General features: G+C 74.5%; 20 protein-coding genes and 1 pseudogene. All 21 read left to right on the top strand.

Annotated elements, in window-relative coordinates:
• The coding region (locus tag JWP64_RS30610) for a [protein-PII] uridylyltransferase (protein WP_297503938.1) at positions 1-1,508 on the top strand (1,508 nt) is incomplete at its 5' end.
• A 162-nt stretch (positions 1,509-1,670) separates the two neighbouring features.
• Entirely contained in the window at positions 1,671-2,009 is a 339-nt protein-coding gene (locus tag JWP64_RS30605) for a P-II family nitrogen regulator (RefSeq protein WP_297503934.1), read from the top strand.
• A 52-nt stretch (positions 2,010-2,061) separates the two neighbouring features.
• Complete coding sequence (locus tag JWP64_RS30600) at positions 2,062-2,676, top strand: AAA family ATPase (RefSeq protein ID WP_297503931.1); 615 nt, start codon at positions 2,062-2,064, stop codon at positions 2,674-2,676.
• A gap of 144 nt (positions 2,677-2,820) precedes the next feature.
• The gene (ffh, locus tag JWP64_RS30595; RefSeq protein WP_297503928.1) at positions 2,821-4,362 is read left to right on the top strand and encodes a signal recognition particle protein; all 1,542 of its coding nucleotides are present in this window, start codon (positions 2,821-2,823) and stop codon (positions 4,360-4,362) included.
• Entirely contained in the window at positions 4,362-5,444 is a 1,083-nt protein-coding gene (locus JWP64_RS30590; protein WP_297503924.1) for an amidohydrolase family protein, read from the top strand. Before ffh ends, JWP64_RS30590 begins: the two co-directional genes overlap by 1 nt.
• 52 nt (positions 5,445-5,496) lie before the next feature.
• Positions 5,497-6,372: a type II CAAX endopeptidase family protein gene (locus tag JWP64_RS30585; RefSeq protein WP_297503921.1), complete on the top strand. Its 876-nt coding sequence runs from the start codon at positions 5,497-5,499 to the stop codon at positions 6,370-6,372.
• Between the two features lie 198 nt (positions 6,373-6,570).
• Positions 6,571-6,999, top strand: coding sequence for a 30S ribosomal protein S16 (rpsP, locus tag JWP64_RS30580; protein ID WP_297503918.1), 429 nt, complete (start codon positions 6,571-6,573; stop codon positions 6,997-6,999).
• Complete coding sequence (locus tag JWP64_RS30575) at positions 6,996-7,235, top strand: RNA-binding protein (protein ID WP_297503915.1); 240 nt, start codon at positions 6,996-6,998, stop codon at positions 7,233-7,235. The genes rpsP and JWP64_RS30575 overlap by 4 nt, the downstream gene beginning before the upstream one ends.
• A gap of 4 nt (positions 7,236-7,239) precedes the next feature.
• A complete protein-coding gene (gene rimM / locus JWP64_RS30570) occupies positions 7,240-7,782 on the top strand; it encodes a ribosome maturation factor RimM (RefSeq protein WP_297503912.1) in 543 nt (180 codons plus the stop codon).
• 178 nt (positions 7,783-7,960) lie between these two features.
• Entirely contained in the window at positions 7,961-8,176 is a 216-nt protein-coding gene (locus tag JWP64_RS30565) for an AsnC family protein (RefSeq protein WP_297503909.1), read from the top strand.
• Positions 8,177-8,193: 17 nt separating this feature from the next.
• On the top strand, positions 8,194-8,751 hold the full coding sequence (locus JWP64_RS30560; protein WP_297503906.1) for a Clp protease N-terminal domain-containing protein: 558 nt from the start codon (positions 8,194-8,196) through the stop codon (positions 8,749-8,751).
• A gap of 58 nt (positions 8,752-8,809) precedes the next feature.
• Positions 8,810-9,577 carry a tRNA (guanosine(37)-N1)-methyltransferase TrmD gene (gene trmD / locus JWP64_RS30555; protein ID WP_297503902.1) on the top strand — a complete coding sequence of 256 codons (768 nt, stop codon included), beginning with the start codon at positions 8,810-8,812 and terminating at the stop codon, positions 9,575-9,577.
• A gap of 173 nt (positions 9,578-9,750) precedes the next feature.
• Complete coding sequence (gene rplS, locus JWP64_RS30550; RefSeq protein WP_297503898.1) at positions 9,751-10,110, top strand: 50S ribosomal protein L19; 360 nt, start codon at positions 9,751-9,753, stop codon at positions 10,108-10,110.
• A gap of 995 nt (positions 10,111-11,105) precedes the next feature.
• Positions 11,106-11,954: pseudogene (gene lepB / locus JWP64_RS30545) on the top strand (signal peptidase I); the annotation flags it as partial.
• Positions 11,955-11,970: 16 nt separating this feature from the next.
• Complete coding sequence (locus JWP64_RS30540) at positions 11,971-12,822, top strand: ribonuclease HII (protein ID WP_297503895.1); 852 nt, start codon at positions 11,971-11,973, stop codon at positions 12,820-12,822.
• Positions 12,819-13,142 carry a DUF2469 domain-containing protein gene (locus JWP64_RS30535; RefSeq protein WP_297503892.1) on the top strand — a complete coding sequence of 108 codons (324 nt, stop codon included), beginning with the start codon at positions 12,819-12,821 and terminating at the stop codon, positions 13,140-13,142. The genes JWP64_RS30540 and JWP64_RS30535 overlap by 4 nt, the downstream gene beginning before the upstream one ends.
• A 135-nt stretch (positions 13,143-13,277) precedes the next feature.
• Positions 13,278-13,634: a YraN family protein gene (locus JWP64_RS30530; RefSeq protein WP_297503889.1), complete on the top strand. Its 357-nt coding sequence runs from the start codon at positions 13,278-13,280 to the stop codon at positions 13,632-13,634.
• A complete protein-coding gene (locus tag JWP64_RS30525; protein ID WP_297503887.1) occupies positions 13,634-15,145 on the top strand; it encodes a YifB family Mg chelatase-like AAA ATPase in 1,512 nt (503 codons plus the stop codon). The genes JWP64_RS30530 and JWP64_RS30525 overlap by 1 nt, the downstream gene beginning before the upstream one ends.
• Before the next feature lie 5 nt (positions 15,146-15,150).
• Positions 15,151-16,290 (top strand): DNA-processing protein DprA, encoded by a 1,140-nt coding sequence (gene dprA / locus JWP64_RS30520; RefSeq protein WP_297503884.1) that lies wholly within the window; start codon positions 15,151-15,153, stop codon positions 16,288-16,290.
• Positions 16,291-16,410: 120 nt separating this feature from the next.
• Entirely contained in the window at positions 16,411-17,382 is a 972-nt protein-coding gene (locus JWP64_RS30515; protein ID WP_297503881.1) for a tyrosine-type recombinase/integrase, read from the top strand.
• A 271-nt stretch (positions 17,383-17,653) separates the two neighbouring features.
• Positions 17,654-18,394: a FliA/WhiG family RNA polymerase sigma factor gene (locus JWP64_RS30510; protein WP_297503878.1), complete on the top strand. Its 741-nt coding sequence runs from the start codon at positions 17,654-17,656 to the stop codon at positions 18,392-18,394.
• Positions 18,395-18,693 lie beyond the last annotated feature (299 nt).

Raw genomic sequence — 18,693 nt, 5'->3', positions numbered from 1 at the left:
GCCGCGCGCCCGTGCGCCGCCCGCTGGACTCCGGCGTCGTCGAACACATGGGGGAGGTCGCGCTGGCGCGGGACGCCTCCGCCAACCGGGATCCCGCGCTGGTCCTGCGGGTCGCCGCCACGGCCGCCCGGACCGGACTGCCGGTGGCCGCGGGCACCCTGCACCGGCTCGCCGAGACCGCTCCTGAGCTGCGGGAACCGTGGCCACGGGCCGCGCTGGGCGAGCTGCTGTCGCTGCTCGGCACCGGGCGCGGCATGGTCGACGTGATCGAGGCGCTGGACCGCACCGGCCTCTGGGGGCGGATGTTCCCCGAGTGGGGCGCCGTGCGGGACCTGCCGCCGCGGGACCGCGCGCACGTGTGGACGGTGGACCGCCACCTCGTCGAGACGTGCGCGCAGGCGGCGCGGCTCACGACCCGCGTCTCCCGCCCGGACCTGCTGCTGGTGGGGGCCCTGCTGCACGACATCGGCAAGGGCCGCGGCGGGGACCACTCCGAGGTCGGCGAGTCCCTGGCGGTGCAGATGGGCCGCCGGCTCGGGTTCGGCGAGGCGGACGTCGCGCTGCTCGGCCGGATGGTCCGCCACCACCTCCTGCTCCCGCACACCGCCACCCGCCGCGATCTCGACGACCCGGCCACGGTCGGCCGGGTCGCGGAGACCCTCGGCAACGACGTGGTGCTGCTGGACCTGCTCGACGCGCTGGCCGAGGCGGACTCGCTGGCCACCGGCCCCGCCGTGTGGAGCCCGTGGAAGCGCTCGCTGATCCGCGGCCTCTCCGCCCGGACCCGCGCGCTGATGGCGGGGGAGTCCCTGCCCGAGCCGGGCCCGGACCCGGAGCTCGACCCGGAGCTGGCGCGGGCGGTCCTCGAGGACGGGAAACCGCACGTCCGGCTCGTGCAGGACGACGACCTGGCCTCCGTGACCATCGGCGTGCCGGGCGGTCCCGCGGCGCTGTCCGCGTCCGCCGGGGTGCTGGCCCTGCACTCGCTCGAGGTGCACGCGGCCGAGGTCCGCACCACCGACACGCTCGCCCTCGCCCGGTTCGCGGTGTCCCCGCGCTTCGGCGGGCTCCCGGACCAGGCGCTGATCCGGGCGGACCTCGTCCGGGTGCTCGACGGCTCCCTCGTCCTCGCCGAGGCGCTGGCCCGCAAGGAGAAGGACTACGCGCCGACGGCCCCGGTCGTCGAGGGGACCGTCGCGCCGCGGATCCTCTGGTTCGACGACGAGGCCACCGGCGCCGTCGTGATGGAGCTCCGCGCCGCGGACCGGATCGGCCTGCTGCACCACGTCGCGGGCGCCCTGGAGAGCTGCGACGTGGACGTGCGCTGGGCGCGGGTCGCCACGCTCGGGGCGTCGGTGGTCGACTCGTTCGGCCTGGCGGGCGCGGGGGCGGACGGCGGGGTCACCCGAGCGGACAGGCGCAGGATCGAGCAGGCCGTGCTGGCCGCCGCGCGCCAGCCGGCCGGCAAGGTCCCGGAGGGGAGGACCCGGAAGGACACGCCCACATAGAGCCGGAGTCATCCCCCTCACAGGCTGGTTCATCTGCCGGAAACATCGCGTCATTCCGTCGAAACAATGGGGAACGATCATCCTCGCGATCGACGGGCGGGGGTGTGGTGGGCCGCGGGAGCGGACTCCTCTCCTGGCGCCCCGAGCCCCCGAGGAGACCCGATGAAGCTCGTGACCGGCATCGTCAAGCCGTTCGCCCTGGGCGATGTGAAGACCGCGCTCGAACGCCTCGACGTGCTCGGCATGACGGTCAGCGAGGTGCAGGGCTTCGGCCGTCAGAAGGGCCACACCGAGGTCTACCGGGGCGCGGAGTACGCCGTGGACTTCGTGCCGAAGGTCCGCGTCGAGGTCGTCGTGGACGACGCGATCGCCGATCGCGTGGTGGACGCGCTGGTCGAGGCGGCGCGGACCGGCAAGATCGGCGACGGCAAGGTCTGGGTGACGCCCGTCGAGCAGATCGTGCGGGTGCGGACCGGCGAGCGCGGGAAGGACGCGCTCTAAGCCGCGTATCGGACACGGGGAACGTACCGCCCGCACCGCTCGTTGGCCCGGCATGACGCTGACGCTGTCGGGGGACACGCCGTCCCGGCCGCTGCCCGTACCTCCCGCCCCGCCGAGCCGGTCGGCCGCACCGGTCCGGCTCAGACTGCCCGGGCGCAGCCTCGTGCTGGTGGCCGGGATGCCGGGCGCGGGGAAGTCCACGATGCTGCGCTCCGTCCGTCCCCGGCCCGGCCTGGTGGTCCTGGACTCCGACGCCCAGCGGGACGCCCTGGTCCGGTTCGCGCCCCGCGCGCCGTACGCGCGGCTGCGGCCCCTCGTGCACCTGCTGCACCGCCTCACCGTGGTCGCGGCAGCCCTGGGCGGCGCCCCGACGGTCGTCGTGCACCTGCCCGCGACCGCACCCCGGCTGCGCCGGGCGGCGATCCTGCTTGCCCGGCTGAGCCGGCGGGCCCCGCACCTCGTCTGGTTCGACGTCGACCCGGCGGACGCGCTGCGCGGCCAGCGAGAGCGGGGCCGGGTCGTCGAGCCGGGGTCGTTCGCCAGGCACGCCGAGCGGGCGGAGGGGGTGACGGAGCGGCTCCGGACCGGGGCACTCGCCGAGCCGTGGCGCACCGTCACCGTCCTCGACCGCCCCGCGGCCGCGCGCGGCCTCACCCTGGACAGCTGACCTCCCACGCACACGGTCACGGGTCCGCGGACGGGCCGGAGCAGGTGCGTCGGCCCGCCGCCCCGTGCGTGACCGGGGTGATCGGCCGGACGTGGGCGGGCACGGGTCTGCATCCCGGCCGGATGGCCAAGTAGGGTTGGAGGGGTGTTCGACACCCTCAGCGAGCGTCTCAGCGGAACGCTGCGCGATCTGCGTGGCAAGGGCCGGCTCTCCGACGCCGACGTCGACGCCACCGCGCGCGAGATCCGTATCGCGCTGCTGGAGGCGGACGTCGCGTTGCCGGTCGTCCGGGGCTTCATCGGCCGGATCAAGGAACGGGCCAAGGGCGCGGAGGTCTCCGGCGCGCTGAACCCGGCCCAACAGGTCGTCAAGATCGTCGACGAGGAGCTCGTGACGATCCTCGGCGGCGAGACCCGCCGGCTGCGGCTGGCGAAGGAACCGCCGAGCGTCATCATGCTCGCGGGCCTCCAGGGCTCCGGCAAGACGACCCTGGCGGGCAAGCTCGCGAAGCACCTCAAGGACCAGGGACACGCCCCGCTCCTGGTGGCGTGCGACCTGCAGCGCCCGAATGCGGTCACCCAGCTCCAGATCGTCGGCGAGCGCGCCGGCGTGCCCACCTACGCCCCTGAGCCCGGCAACGGGGTCGGCGACCCGGTGGACGTGGCCCGCCGCGGCATCGCGCACGCCCGCTCGGCGATGTTCGACGTCGTCATCGTGGACACCGCGGGCCGCCTGGGCGTGGACCAGGAGCTGATGCAGCAGGCGTCGGACATCCGGGACGCGGTGCGGCCGGACGAGACGCTGTTCGTCGTCGACGCCATGATCGGTCAGGACGCCGTGGCGACCGCCGAGGCGTTCCGGGACGGGGTCGGGTTCACCGGCGTCGTCCTCACCAAGCTCGACGGCGACGCCCGTGGTGGCGCCGCGCTGAGCGTCCGCGAGGTCACCGGGCAGCCGATCCTCTTCGCCTCCAACGGCGAGAAGCTCGAGGACTTCGACGTCTTCCACCCGGACCGCATGGCGTCGCGGATCCTGGGCATGGGTGACCTGCTCACCCTCATCGAGCAGGCCGAACAGGTCTTCGACGCCGAGAAGTCCGCCGCCACGGCCGCGAAGATCGGCAGCGGCGAGCTCTCGCTCGAGGACTTCCTCGAGCAGATGCTCGCCATCCGCAAGATGGGGCCGATCGGCAACATCCTGGGCATGCTCCCCGGCGCCAACACGGGCCAGATGAAGGAGGCCCTCGCCCAGGTCGACGACAAGCAGCTGGACAAGCTGCAGGCGATCATCCGCGGCATGACGCCGGGGGAGCGGGCGGACCCTAAGATCATCAACGGCTCGCGGCGGTCCCGGATCGCGAACGGCTCGGGCGTCACCGTCTCCGACGTCAACGACCTGGTGAACCGCTTCTTCGAGGCCCGCAAGCAGATGAAGCAGATGGCCGGGCAGTTCGGCTTCGGCGGCGGGGGCCGCAGTGCCACCCGCAAGCAGCCCAAGAACAAGCGCAAGGCGAAGCAGCAGAAGGGACGCAAGGGCCCGACGCCCTCGCGCGCCGCCGGGATGCCGGATCTGTCGAACCTGCCGCCGTCGCTGCAGGAGCTGCCGCCGGGGCTCGGGGGCATGGACCAGCTGCCCCCCGGGTTCGACCCCTCCAAGCTGAACTTCGGGAACAAGAAGGGCCGCTGATGGCGTCGGCGGGCTATCTCCTGCGCGGTGTCGTCCTGCCGTCGGGGCAGGAGTCGGAGCTCCATGTCGACGCGGCCGGACGGGTCAGCGCCGAGCCGCTGCCCGGCGCCGAGGTGCTCGAGGAGGGCGGCTGGATCGTCCCCGGGCTGGTGGACGCGCACTGTCACGTCGGGCTCGGGCCCTCCGGACCCGTCGAGCTGGACGAGGCGGAGCGGCAGGCGATCACGGACCGGGACGCCGGCGCGCTGCTCCTGCGGGACTGCGGCTCGCCGGTGGACACCAGGCCGTTGCAGGTCCGGGAGGACCTGCCGGAGATCATCCGCGCGGCCCGGCACATCGCCCGGCCCAAGCGCTACATCTCGGGCCTCGCCGTCGACCTGGACGACCCCGCGCTGCTGCCCGAGGTCGTCGCGGAACAGGCGGCGGCCGGGGACGGCTGGGTCAAGCTGGTGGGGGACTGGATCGACCGCGGCGTCGGCGATCTCGCCCCGCTCTGGCCGGACGACGTCCTGAAGGCGGCCGTCGACGCCGCCCACGCCGTCGGCGCCCGGGTCACCGCGCACGTCTTCGGGACGGACGCGCTGTACGGGCTGATCGGCGCGGGCCTCGACTGCATCGAGCACGGCACCGGCCTGACGGACGACCTGATCGCGGACATGGCCGCCCGCGGGACCGCGCTGGTCCCGACGCTGATCAACGTCGACACGTTCCCCGGGATCGCGGACAACGCGTCGCGGTACCCGACGTATGCCGCGCACATGCGCGAGCTGCACCGGACCGCGCGGGAGACCGTCGGCAAGGCCGTCGAGGCGGGCGTGCCGGTGTTCGCCGGGACGGACGCGGGTGGCGGCATCCGGCACGGCCGGATCGCCGACGAGATCGCCGCGCTGGCCGCGGCCGGGCATCCGGACGCGCTCGGGGCGGCCAGCTGGGCCGCCCGGGAGTGGTTGCAGCGGCCGGGCCTGGAGCCGGGGGCGCCGGCGGACCTCGTCGTCTACCGGACGGACCCCCGCACGGACTCCGAGGCCGTCCGGCACCCCGCCCTGGTGATGCTGCGCGGGCGGATCGTCGAGGCCGCCTGACCGACGCCCGTCGTGCGGACACGGTGATCGGTGGCCGGGTAGCGTCGGGGGCGTGGGTATCCCGGACGGCGACGGCCAGACGATCGGCCCCGGTTCGCAGCAGGTGGCGTCGGGCAGCTACCGGTACGGGCCGCCGCTGCCGCGACCCGGCGCGCCGGTGATCCACGGGTGGTCGCACCCCCTGCCCGTCGCCCCCGCCTCCGGCCCGTCCCCGGAACCCGCACCGGAGCCGCGCCCGCCGCATCGCTGGGGGCTCGGCGCCTACCTGCTCGTCGAGGTGATCTTCCTCGGCGCGTCGTTCCTGGTCTCGGCGCTCTTCGCCGGCCCGGACGGCGTCAGCGTGCCGGGGATCCTGCTCGCGCTGGGCGCACCCACGCTGCTCGCCGCCGGGACCGCGCTGCTCATCACCCGCGTGCGGGGCAACGGTCCCCGCCTCGACCTGGGGCTGAGCGTGCGTGGCCGGGACCTCGGGATCGGTCTGGCGCTCGGCTTCGGCGGGCTGCTGCTGAGCATCCCCGCGTCGCTGGTCTACGCGGCCGTGGTCGGGCCGGAGGAGGCGACGTCCGCCGTCGGCCAGATCTTCGACGGCGTGCGGGTCGGCTGGCCGATCGCCGTCCTGGTGTTCCTGCTGGTGGTGGTCGTCGCACCGATCTGTGAGGAGATCGTCTACCGCGGTCTGCTCTGGGGTGCGGTGGAGAAGCTCGGCGCCAACCGCTGGGTCGCCTTCCTGATCACCACGCTGCTCTTCGCCATGGCCCACTTCGAGCTGGCCCGCACGCCGTTGCTGCTGGTCGTCGCGCTCCCGATCGGGCTGGCCCGGGCTATCACGGGGCGGCTCCCGGCCGGGATCGTCGCCCACGCGGTGAACAACCTGCTGCCCGGGCTCGCGCTGGCGCTGGCGCTGACGGGCGCGCTCCCCGCGGTCTGAACCCCGGCGCCGGGGGCGATCCGCAGGTGGTGGGGTCGTCCGTCCGCGGGGGCGTCTGGCACAATGGTCGATCGGGTCCGCGGCTGGCCCTCTACCGTGCCGCGGCCGAACATCTCGAGTGAGCGAAGCCGTACCCCCACGCGGGACTGAGCTGACTCAACAGCAGCACTACCCGATCCGCGAGGAGTACCGAACAGCGTGGCCGTCAAGATCAAGCTGATGCGTCTGGGCAAGATCCGTCAGCCGTACTACCGCGTCGTCATCGCCGACTCGCGCACCCGCCGCAGCGGTCGCGCCATCGAGACGATCGGCAAGTACCACCCGAAGAACGAGCCGAGCCTCATCGAGATCGACTCCGAGCGTGCGCAGTACTGGCTGGGCGTCGGCGCGCTGCCGACCGAGCCGGTGCAGCACCTGCTCGAGATCACCGGTGACTGGCAGAAGTTCAAGGGCCTCCCGGGCTCCGAGGGCACCCTGAAGCCGCAGCCGGAGAAGGTCGACAAGCTCGCGCGCTTCCAGGCGGCGCTCGCGGCGGCGGGCGAGCAGCCCGCCACCGAGGCCACCACGCCGAAGAAGAAGAAGGCCAAGGCGGACGAGCCGGCCGAGGCCGAGTCGACCGAGTCGTGAGCCTCCTGGCGGATGCGCTCGACCACCTGGTGCGCGGCATCGTGGACCACCCGGAGGACGTCCGCGTCGACCTGGTGACCAACCGCCGCGGCCGCACGCTCGAGGTTCGGGTGCACCCCGAGGACCTCGGCAAGGTGATCGGCCGGGGCGGTCGTACCGCGACGGCGCTGCGCACCGTGATGGGGGGCATCGGCGGCCGGGGTGTCCGGGTCGATGTCGTCGACACCGATCGCTAGGACCGTGGCGCCCGGAACGGGCGGCGAACTGCTGGTCGGGCTCGTCGCCAAGGTCCACGGCCTGCGCGGCGAGCTCGCCGTCGACGTCCGCACGGACTCCCCCGAGGAGCGCTTCGCCCCCGGGTCGGTGCTGGTCTCGCGGCGCACCGGCCGGCCGGACGGCACCCTGACCGTGGAGAGCGCCCGCCCGCACTCCGGGCGGCTGCTCGTCCGCTTCGTCGAGGTGCCGGACCGGACCGCGGCGGAGGAGATGCGCGGCGCCCGGCTCTTGATCGGCGTCGAGTCGCTGGCGCCGGCTGAGGACCCCGAGGAGTTCCACGCCCACCAGCTCGAAGGCCTCCGGGCCGAGCTGGCGGACGGCGAGCCGCTCGGCACGGTCCGCGAGATCGTCCACGGCCCGGGCGGGGACCTGCTGGTCGTCGCCCGCGAGGGCCGCGCGGACCTCCTCGTCCCGTTCGTGCGCGAGATCGTCCCGACCATCGATCTCGACGGCGGCCGGGTCGTCCTCACCCCGCCCGAGGGCCTGCTGGACCTCGACCAGAACTGAAGAAGCACCCCGGAAGGCCCCGTCGCACCGCGACGGGGCCTTCCGCATGCTCGCCTTGGTCGCCCAGCCCCCTTGTGGAGCCACGACGCGGTCTCTGGCGGCTTCGGCGCGCGTTGTGGCTCCATGGTGGTGTCAATTTCAGTCGACACGCTCGGCTTGTCAACGTAGGTTGACGGACATGGCAGATGCGACAGCGGTGGCGGCAGCGGCGTCGAGCAAGGACCCCGCGGTCGGCCTGGCGGCCGTGGCGTCCCTGCGGACGCTGCTCGAGTCGCTCGAGGAGCTCCAGGTCGGCAACGCCAGGGCGCAGGGCTGGTCCTGGCAGCGGATCGCCGAGGTCATGAAGGTCAGCAGGCAGGCGGTGCACAAGAAGTACCGCCGCCTCGGATTCTGAGAGCGGGAGGCGCGAGCATGTTCGAGAGGTTCACCGTCCCGGCCCGGCAGGCCGTGATCACCGCCCAGCAGGACGCCCGGGAGCGGCGGCAGACCCACATCCGCACCGAGAACGTCCTGATCGCCCTTTACGAGTCCCCGACGAGCCCTGGCGCGCAGCTGCTGCGCGACGCGGGGGTGGAGCGCGCCGACGTCGAGGCCGACATCGTGCGCATGCATCGCGGCGACGCCCCGGATCCGGAAGCCCTCGCGACGATCGGCATCGATCTCGACGAGGTGCGCCGCCAGGTGGAGGTCGCCTTCGGGCCCGGAGCCCTGGAGCGGACCCGGGCGGCCCGGGGGAAGGGTGCCGGCAAGCACGTCCCCTTCGATCGCCCCGCGAAGAAGTCCCTGGAGCTGTCGCTGCGGGAGGCGCTGCGGCTCGACCGCTCCTACATCGGCTCCGAGCACATCCTGCTGGGGCTGCTGCACGCGGAGACCGGCGCGGCCCACCACATCCTCGCGAGCCGAGGGGTCACGCTCGCCGGGATGCGTGCGGCCGTCGAGGAGTTCGGGCGCGGCGCGGCGAGCGGCTGAGAGGCCGCAGGTAGCCCGCCGGCGTCCACGGCCACCCCACTCTGCGAGGATCCGCCCGGTGCGGATCGACGTCGTCACCATCTTCCCCGGCTATCTGGCCCCGTTGCGCGAGGCGCTGCTCGGCCGGGCGATCGAGGCCGGGCTGATCGACGTGGCCGTCCACGACCTGCGGAACTGGACGCACGACGTGCACCAGGCCGTCGACGACTCGCCCTACGGTGGCGGGCCCGGCATGGTCATGAGCCCGCAGGTCTGGGGCGAGGCCCTCGACAGCGTGATCGGCGGGGTGCCGGGTGACGCCCCCGCGCGGCTGGTGGTCCCGACGCCCGCGGGCCGCCCGTTCACCCAGGCCACCGCGCACGCGTGGGCGGGGGAGGAGCGCCTCGTCTTCGCCTGCGGCCGCTACGAGGGGATCGACCAGCGCGTCGTCGACCACTACGCGGAACGCATGCCCGTCGACGAGGTCAGCATCGGGGACTACGTGCTGGTCGGCGGCGAGGTGGCGGTGTTGACGATGGTCGAGGCGGTGGTGCGCCTGCTACCCGGCGTGCTCGGCAATCCGCGCTCGGCCGCGGAGGACTCCTTCTCCGACGGGCTGCTCGAGGGCCCCGCGTACACGCGTCCGGAGAGCTGGCGCGGCCACGACGTCCCGGACGTGCTGCGCAGCGGCAACCACGCCGCGATCGCGCGCTGGCGGCGGGACCGGGCCCTGGAACGAACGGCCGCGCGCCGGCCGGACCTGCTCGACGCGTTGCCCGCCGACGCCCTCGACAAGAAGGACCGGGCGCTCCTCGCCCAGCTCAGGGAGGCCGCCGAGGGCTCCTGACCCCACCGATTTCACCCTGCCCGAACCCGTCTGGCACTATGGACGGGTTGCCAGCGCCCGACGCCATGGTTGTCGGGCCCTGTCGGGCGCCCCCGGCCCCATCGAGATCGAGCCGGTGCGGCCACCCCACACGACCGCTGCACGAGAGTTTCAGACGAGGACGGACCTGCGCGATGAACACCCTGGACGACCTGGACGCACAGATGCTGCGCTCCGACATCCCCGCCTTCCGGCCGGGGGACACGCTCAAGGTGCACGTGAAGGTCATCGAGGGCAGCCGCTCTCGTGTCCAGGTGTTCCAGGGCGTCGTCATCCGCCGCCACGGCGCCGGCGCCCGTGAGACCTTCACGGTCCGCAAGGTGTCGTTCGGCGTCGGCGTGGAGCGCACCTTCCCGGTGCACTCGCCGAACATCGACAAGATCGAGATCTTCACCCGGGGCGACGTGCGCCGCGCCAAGCTCTACTACCTCCGTGACCTGCGCGGCAAGGCCGCGAAGATCAAGGAGAAGCGCGAGACGACCACCACTTCCTGAGCGTCACCCGGACCGGTCACCCCGGTTGCCGTAGCCTCGACACCGTGGCGTTCCCCGAGCTCCCCGACGACCGCCGCGCGCAACCGCGGCGGTACGCGCCCGCGGATTCGCCCGCGCGGACGCAGACCCCACCCGACGGGTGGCGTGGTCCGGACGTCGGCGAGTCCGAGGACGACGGCGGTCGCGGCCGCGGCTGGGGCGGCGCCCTCCCGGACGGCCTCGAGAGCCGGTCCGGGGGAGAGTCTCCCGTCTACGGACGCGCCTGGGGTGCGGAGTCGGACTCCCCGTCCGCGGAGCGGCTCGGCGTGATGCGCCGGGCCGACACCCGTGACCAGCCCGGGCCGAACCGGCCCCCCTCGGGGGGCTCCGGCGGCCCGTCGTCGGGAGGGCAGCGCGCGGACGCTGCGCCCGCCGCCGGATCCGCTGGCTGGGTCAACGGCGTCTGGCTCGGGATGGCCGAGGCCGTCGGCTTCGACCCGGTCGAGGCGCGCCGCAGCGGCCGGCCCGCCGAGCATCATCGCTCCGTCGAGAACCACCGGGACGAGCAGCCCACCGAGGAGTTCCTCACCGGCGGGTTCGCCGGCCGGCCGGTCCCGGGGCGCCAGGACCCGGACGGGCGCCCGCCCCGCGGCCCGGACCCCGCTCGCCCGCAGGGCGACCCGCGGAACGTCGCGCCCCGGCAGTGGGCCCCCGCCGGACCGCCGGAGCACGAGGACACCGGCCCCACCGAGGTCATCCCCGCCGCGACCGACACCGCCGAGACCGAGGCCATCCCGAACGACCTCGTCCGCCCGCACGATCCGGCTCCGCAGGACCTGCCCGTCCCGGACGACGCTCCCGGCGACCTCGCCCCCGAGGCCGCTCCCGGCGACGACGCGGACCCCGACGGCATCCCCGGCCGGCATCGCCGGCGCGCCGGCGCCTCGTCCGCCGGCAAGCCCGCGGCGTCCTACCTCGCCACCCAGCGCCCCGGCGGGAAGAAGCCCCGCACCGGACGCCGGCGGCGGCCCACGTTCTGGAAGGAACTGCCGCTGCTCATCGTGGTGGCGCTGGTCCTGACCTTCCTGATCCAGACGTTCCTGGCGAAGGTCTACGTGATCCCGTCGGGCTCGATGGAGACCACGCTGCACGGCTGCACCGGATGCAACAACGACCGCGTGCTCGTGGACAAGGTCACCTTCCGCTTCGGGGATCCTCAGCCCGGGGACGTCGTCGTGTTCCGCGGCCCGGACAGCTGGAGCAACACCGAGTTCAGCGTGGCCCCGCCCTCCAGCACGATCGCGCAGGTCGGCCAGGAGATCGGATCGCTGATCGGCCTCGCCCCGCCGGACGAGAAGGACTTCGTCAAGCGCGTCATCGCCGTCGGCGGCCAGACCGTCGCCTGCTGCGACTCGCGGAACCGCGTCATGGTCGACGGCGAGCCGCTCGACGAGCCCTACATCTACTACCTGCCCGCCGCGGGACCGGCCCGGCAGATCCCGTTCGGGCCGATCACGGTGCCGGACGGGGAACTCTGGGTCATGGGCGACAGCCGCAACAACTCCTCGGACTCCCGGATCGACGGCCACGGCCCCATCCCGGTCGCCAACGTCATCGGCAAGGCCCGGCTCAAGGTGCTGCCGATCGGCCGTTTCGGCTGGATCGATGCGACGAACCCGCAGCAGAGCCAGGCGGTCGGCCTCGGCGACAGCCTCCCGCAGGGCGCGCCGCTGGCGCTGGGCGTGGCCGGTGCGCTGCCGTTCGGGCTGCTGCGCCGCCGACGCATCCGCTTCGACCAGCACGTCGAGGAGTTCCTGCCGTCCACGCGACGCCGTCGGTCCCGGTTCCGTCGGGGCGGGTCCTGACCCGTACGGTCACTCCGTGGTCGCGCGCCCTCGCATGCCGTCACCTCGCTCGCCGTCCCGCCGGCCCGTCCGGCGTCGGCCAGCCGAGATCCTGCCGCCCGAGCTCAGGCCCGGGCGGGCGATCGTCCGCGCCTCGGCGGGGACCTGGACGTTGCAGACCACGCTGCACCGGCACGGCCTGGGCCCCGTCGCGGGCGTCGACGAGGCGGGGCGCGGGGCCTGTGCCGGACCGCTCGTCGTCGCGGCCTGTGTCCTGAGGCCGAACGACGCGAAGCGGTTCGAGGGCCTCACGGACTCGAAGATGCTCACCCCGGCCGCGCGCGAGGAGTTCTTCAGGCTGATCACGCGGCGGGCGGAGGACCTGTCGGTGATCGTCATCCCGCCGGCGGAGGTCGACCGCCGGGGCGTCCACGTCGCCAACATCGAGGGCATGCGGCGGGCCGTCGCCGGCCTCGCCACGGCGCCCGGTTACGTCCTTACCGACGGGTTCGCGGTGCGGGGCTTCGGCCGGCCGGCGCTGGCGGTGCCCAAGGGCGACCTCGCGGCGGCCTGTGTCGCGGCGGCGTCGGTCCTGGCCAAGGTGACCAGGGACCGGATCATGGTCGAGCTGGACGCAGAGCTGCCGCAGTACCGGTTCGGCGAGCACAAGGGCTACTGCACGCCGGTCCACGACGCCGCTCTGGCCGAGCACGGCCCGAGCGCCGTGCACCGCTACTCGTTCGTCAACGTGGCCGCTGCTGCCCGACGTGCCCGCGGTGTTCCGGTGGGTGACCCGGCCGGGGTCGGGGGGCCGGTGGGCCTGGTCCACAATGAGGGCCCGCTCGACGAGCCCGTCGAGTCCACCGCAGGGGGAGGAATGCAGCTGTGAGCGCCGAGGATCTCGAGAAGTACGAGACCGAGATGGAGCTCACGCTCTACAAGGAGTACCGCGACATCGTGTCGCAGTTCTCCTACATCGTGGAGACGGAGCGCCGCTTCTACCTGGCCAACTCGGTGGACGTCGCCCCGCGCAACGCGGACGGCGAGATCTACTTCGAGGTCCGGATGTCCGACGCGTGGGTGTGGGACATGTACCGGCCCGCGCGGTTCGTGAAGAACGTCCGGGTGCTCACGTTCAAGGACGTGAACATCGAGGAGCTGGACAAGCCGGATCTGCGGCTGCCGGAGGACGAGCAGTTCGGGCGCTGACGCCCTACACCACGGCCCCGACGGTCCCGATGGCTCCGCGCTGATCCCGGGCGAGTTGTCCCCAACGGCCTCCGGTCATCCACAGATTCTCGATTCACCCCGGGCGGCCCCGCGGTCCACGCGATCGTGGACCGCATGGCAGCCAAGGACGAACTGGGCCGCCGCGGCGAGGACGTCGCGGTCGAGTACCTGCAGAACCGCGGCCTGGTCGTGCTGTCCCGCAACTGGCGCTGCCGGGACGGGGAGCTCGACGTGGTCGCGACGGACCGCGCACGGCTGGTGGTCTGCGAGATCAAGACCCGCTCCGGCACGCGGTACGGCGAACCCGCCGAGGCGGTGACGGAGAAGAAGGCCGCGACGATCCGGCGGGTCACCCGGGCCTGGCTCGCCGAGCACCACGTCGGTTGGTGCGAGATCCGGTTCGACGTCGTCGCGGTGCTCATGCCGCCGGACCGGCCGGTCACGCTGAAGCACTACGAGGCGGCGTTCTGATGGCCGCGCTGGCCCGGGTCTGGTCGGTCGCGCTACGTGGCGTCGAGGGCGTCCCGGTGGAGATCGAGGCCGCGATCGGCGGCGGGATGCCCGGGGTGCACCTGGTCGGCCTGCCGGACGCCGCGCTGCAGGAGTCGAAGGACCGGGTGCGGTCCGCGGTGGTCAACTCCGGTCGGCAGTGGCCCAACGAGCGGATCCTCCTCGCGCTCTCCCCGGCGACCCTGCGCAAGACCGGCTCCGGGTTCGACCTGGCTCTCGCCTGCGCGGTCCTCGCCGCCGCGGGCGTGGTGGACCGCGGGCGGTTGGCCGGCACGGTGCTGCTCGGGGAGCTTGCCCTGGACGGCCGGATCCGGCAGGTCCGCGGTGTGCTGCCGTGCCTGCTCGCGGCCCGGGCGGCCGGACTGCGGCGCGTGGTGGTGCCGGAGGTGGCGCTGGCCGAGGCAGGCCTCGTCGACGGGCTCGACGTGTTCGGGGCCGGGACGCTCGCCGACGTGCTCACCTGGCTCGCCGGGGACGGTCCGCTGGACCGCCCGGGCCCGGTGATCGGCGAGCCGGGGGCCGCGGTCCCGGAGCTCGCGGAGGTCGTGGGCCAGCCGGACGCCCGCCACGCGCTGGAGGTGGCGGCCGCGGGCGGCCATCACCTGCTGCTGGTCGGACCGCCCGGGACCGGCAAGACCATGCTCGCGCAGCGCATCGTCGGGCTGCTCCCCGAACTCTCCCGGGACGACGCGCTGCAGCTCGCGGCCGTCCGTTCGGTGGCCGGGAACCTCCCGCCGGCCGGGCCGCTGAGCACCGTGGCGCCGTTCGTGGCCCCGCACCACTCCAGCTCGATGGCCGCGCTGCTCGGCGGCGGGAGCGGCATCGCGAGACCGGGCGCCGTCTCGATGGCCCACCGCGGCGTGCTCTTCCTCGACGAGTGCGTCGAGTTCGGCGCGCACGTCCTGGACTCGTTGCGGACCCCGCTGGAGGAGGGCGAGGTCCGGCTGGCCCGCGCCGAGGGGACCGTCAGCTACCCGGCGCGCTTCCAGCTCGTCCTCGCGGCCAACCCCTGCCCGTGCGCCCCCGCGAACGACCGGGACTGCGTGTGCTCGTCGGCCGTCCGGCGCCGCTATCTGGGGAGGCTGTCCGGCCCACTGCTGGACCGGGTGGACCTGCGCGCGCGGATGCTGCCGGTCACCGCGCTGGGCGGAACGGACGAGACGGCCGAGAGCACCGAGGTCGTCCGGAAACGCGTGCTGGCCGCCCGGGACGCCGCCGCGGAGCGCTGGGCCGAGCACGGCTGGCGGACGAACGCCGAGGTCCCCGGGCCGGCGCTGCGCACCGCGTTCGCGCTGCCGCGCGCCGTGATCAGACCGCTGGAGGAACGGATGCGAGCTGGCGAGCTGTCCGCCCGGGGCGCGGATCGCGCGCTCCGGGTCGCGTGGACCCTGGGCGATCTGGCCGGGGCCGCGCGCCCGGACCGGGACATGGTCGACAACGCGCTCTACTACCGCGATCGGAGGACGACGTGAGCGGGGTGGACAGGGAGGTTCTCCGAGCCCGCGCCTACCTGCTGCGGGTGGCGGAACCGCCGGCGAAGGAGACCGGGCTGCTGGTCGAGCAGCTGGGGCCGGTCGCCGCCGCGGACGCGATCCGACGTGGGGACGTCCCCGTAGCGGTGGCGACGCAGACCCGCGCCCGGCGCTCCACCGACCTCGCCGACGACGACCTGGCGGCCGCCGCGGCGGCGGGCGTCCGGCTCGTGGTCCCCGAGAGCTCGGAGTGGCCGCACTGGCCGTTCTCCGCGTTCGCCGTCGCCGGGACCAAGGAGCTCGCCCCACCGCTCGCGCTGTGGGCCCGGGGGAGCGGGGACCTCGCGGAGCTGTGCGACCGGGCCGTCGCGATCGTCGGTGCCCGGGCGGCGACCGGGTACGGCACGCACGTCGCCGCGGACCTCGGGGCGGCCCTGGCCGATGGCGGGCAGACCGTCGTCTCCGGGGCGGCGATCGGCATCGACGGCGCCGCCCACCGCGGCGCACTGTCCGTCGGTGGCCCCACGGTCGCGGTGCTGGCCTGTGGACCGGACCGCGCCTACCCGGCGTCGCACGCCGCGCTGATCGAGCGGGTCTCCCGGACCGGTCTCGTGGTGTCCGAGTACCCGCCCGGCGCCGTCCCGGCCCGGCACCGCTTCCTCGTCCGGAACCGGCTCATCGCGGGCCTGACCGCCGGGACCGTCGTCGTCGAGGCGGCGCGGCGCAGCGGAGCCCAGCGCACGGCGTTCGACGCCCGTGCCCTCGGCCGCCTCGTGATGGCGGTCCCCGGACCGGTCACGTCGGCGGGCTCGGTGGGGTGCCACGAGCTCATCCGCGACGGCGCCCTGCTCGTCACCCGCGCCGAGGAGGTGCGGGAGGCCACCGGACGGCTCGGGATCGATCTCGCGGCGGAGCCCGAACGCCCGCGGCGGCCCACGGACGGCCTCGATCCCGTCCAGGCGCTCGTGCACGACGCCCTGCCCCCGCGCGCCGCCCGTGACACGGGCTGGCTGGCCGTCGAGGCCGGGGTACCGGTGGGCGCCGTGCGGTCCGCGCTGATCGAGCTGGAGGGACGGGGACTCGTCGAGCACCGGGAGGGGAGGTGGCAGCGGCCGGCACCGAAGCCGGACGAGCAACCGGCCTGACCCGGGTGGCGTCCCCTGATGCTTCGGAACCGGCGGCACCGTGGCGAACGCGGCAGGCGGATCGGCCCCTGCCCGCGTGGCGCGCTTGACCTGTGGGCGCGACGCCAGGACTGTCGGCGGATGCGCCGCGAGCCGGGTTCGCCGGATCGGTCGGGGCCCGGGCCGGAACCCGCCCCGGACACCGACCCGGGCGCGCTCGCTCCGGGCACCGCCAGGGCCCTGGCCGGATTCCTGCGTCACCTGGAGCTCGAACGCGGGCGCTCGGCGAACACCGTCCGGGCCTATCGCGCGGACCTCACCGGGCTGCTCGCCGGGATGCCCTCGCTGGCCTCGCTCGATCTCGCGCACCTGCGGGAATGGCTCTCCGCGGCACACGGCGCGGGACTCGGCCGCTCGACCCTGGCCCGTCGCGCCGCGGCCGCGCGGACCTTCACCGCCTGGCTCGCCCGGGGCGGCCTGCTCGCGACGGACCCCGGGGCGCGGCTGACGTCGCCGCGGCCGCACCGCACGCTGCCGGAGGTGCTGCGCGCGGACCAGGCCGAGGAGCTCCTCGACGCGGCGGGCTCCGGCGCGGCGGAGGGCGATCCGCAGAACCTTCGGGACCTGCTGCTGCTGGAGCTGCTGTACGCGACCGGGGTGCGGATCGGCGAGCTCTGCGGCCTGGACGTGGACGACGTCGACGACGGTCGGCGCACGGTGCGGGTGCTCGGCAAGGGGAACAAGGAACGGACGGTCGTCTACGGGGCCCCGGCGTCGACCGCGCTGTGCCGGTGGCTCGCCGAGGGCAGGCCGGTGCTGGCCCGTCCGGACTCCCCGCCCGCACTGCTGCTCGGGGTCCGCGGGCGCCGCTTGGACCCGCGGGTCGCGCGAGGCGTCGTCCATCGTGCGGTGGCCGCCGTCCCGGGCGCGCCGGACATCGGCCCGCACGGTCTGCGCCATGCGGCCGCAACCCATCTGCTGGACGGGGGCGCCGACCTTCGTTACGTACAGGAGTTACTTGGTCACGCTACGCTGTCAACCACGCAGCTGTACACGCACGTCACTCCCGACCGTTTGAAGGTGGTCCATGAGCAGGCTCATCCCAGGGCTTGATCAAGGCAGGGACGAGTCCGCCCAGCTCATGTGCTTCTCGGGGGCGCTGGCCCGAGCCTTGGTCGCCCCGTCCCCGGCCCCCCGGACCCGCCTGCGGGCCGTGCCGGCGCCTTCTGAGGACGACCACGCAGCGCGACCAGCGCTTCTCCCGTGGTCGGCGTCTGCGGACGAGCAGGGGGAGCGGGCCGCGGTCGTCGCACCCCTGTGGGGCGACACGCCCGGGGACGACCCGGTTCCCCCGATCGAGGCCTCGGGGCCGGGGGTCCCCGCAGTGGCGGAGCTCTGGGCCCGGTTCCGGAACGGCCGCGCCCGCGAGCACCGGGACGCGCTCGTCGTCCACTACGGGCGCCTCGTCCGCGGGGTCGCCGGGAAGATGGCGGGTGGCCTGCCCGCGCACGTCGACGTGGCGGACCTCGTGCAGTCCGGCATGTTCGGGCTGATGGAGGCCGTCGAGCGCTTCGAGCCCGCGCGTGAGGTCCGGTTCGAGAGCTACGCGGCGCAGCGGATCCGTGGGGCGATGCTGGACGAGCTGCGCGCCCAGGACTGGGTGCCCCGGTCCGTCCGCGGCCGGCGCCGCGAGATCGACCGGGCGCGCGAGCGGCTGGAGATCCGGCTGGGCCGGGCGGCTCGCGAGCGCGAGCTGGCCCTCGAGCTGGGCGTGGGGCTGCGCGAGCTGCGGGCGAACAGCCATCACGTGCAGCTGGTGAGCGTCCAGGCGCTCGACGACTCGGCGCCGCCCGGGGCCGTCCCGGTGGCGGAGCTGCTGGCCGACGACGATGCACCGGACCCTCTCGACGTCGCGCTGCGCCGGGAGGCGGGCCGCAGGCTCACCGCCGCGGTGCACGCGCTCGCCGAGCGGGACCGTCTGGTCGTCCGGCTGTACTACCTGGAGAACCTCACGCTCGCCGAGATCGGCCGCGTCCTCGGGGTCACCGAGTCCCGCGTGTGCCAGCTGCACTCGCGCCTGCTCACCCGGCTACGGGTGAGGCTCGAGGAGGACGCCGCCGGCTGAGCCGGTCCGGTCGAGCTCCGGCTGGTGAGGTTTCGGCTCGCCCGCGAGGCGGTGCGCACGGTGTCGCGCCGCGCCGCACGCGGGTGCGGCGCGTGAGGAAGGCGACGCACGCGCGCGGTCGACGGCGTACCTCGCGCTGAACGCGCGCGTGGGTTCGCGGACGGCCCCGGCGGCTCCAGGGGTCCGGCGGAGGGGCGCGGTGCGGCGCCATGCGCGCGGTCGACGATGCGCGTCGCGCTGAACGGCGCGCGTCGGTTCGGGTGCGGTCCCCGAGGACTCAGCACTCCGGGCGGAGGGCG

The organism is Pseudonocardia sp. (assembly GCF_025465255.1).
Taxonomy (GTDB): domain Bacteria; phylum Actinomycetota; class Actinomycetes; order Mycobacteriales; family Pseudonocardiaceae; genus Pseudonocardia.
Note: the sequence above shows the minus strand (reverse complement) of the source record. Positions and strands in the feature narration are given on the sequence as shown.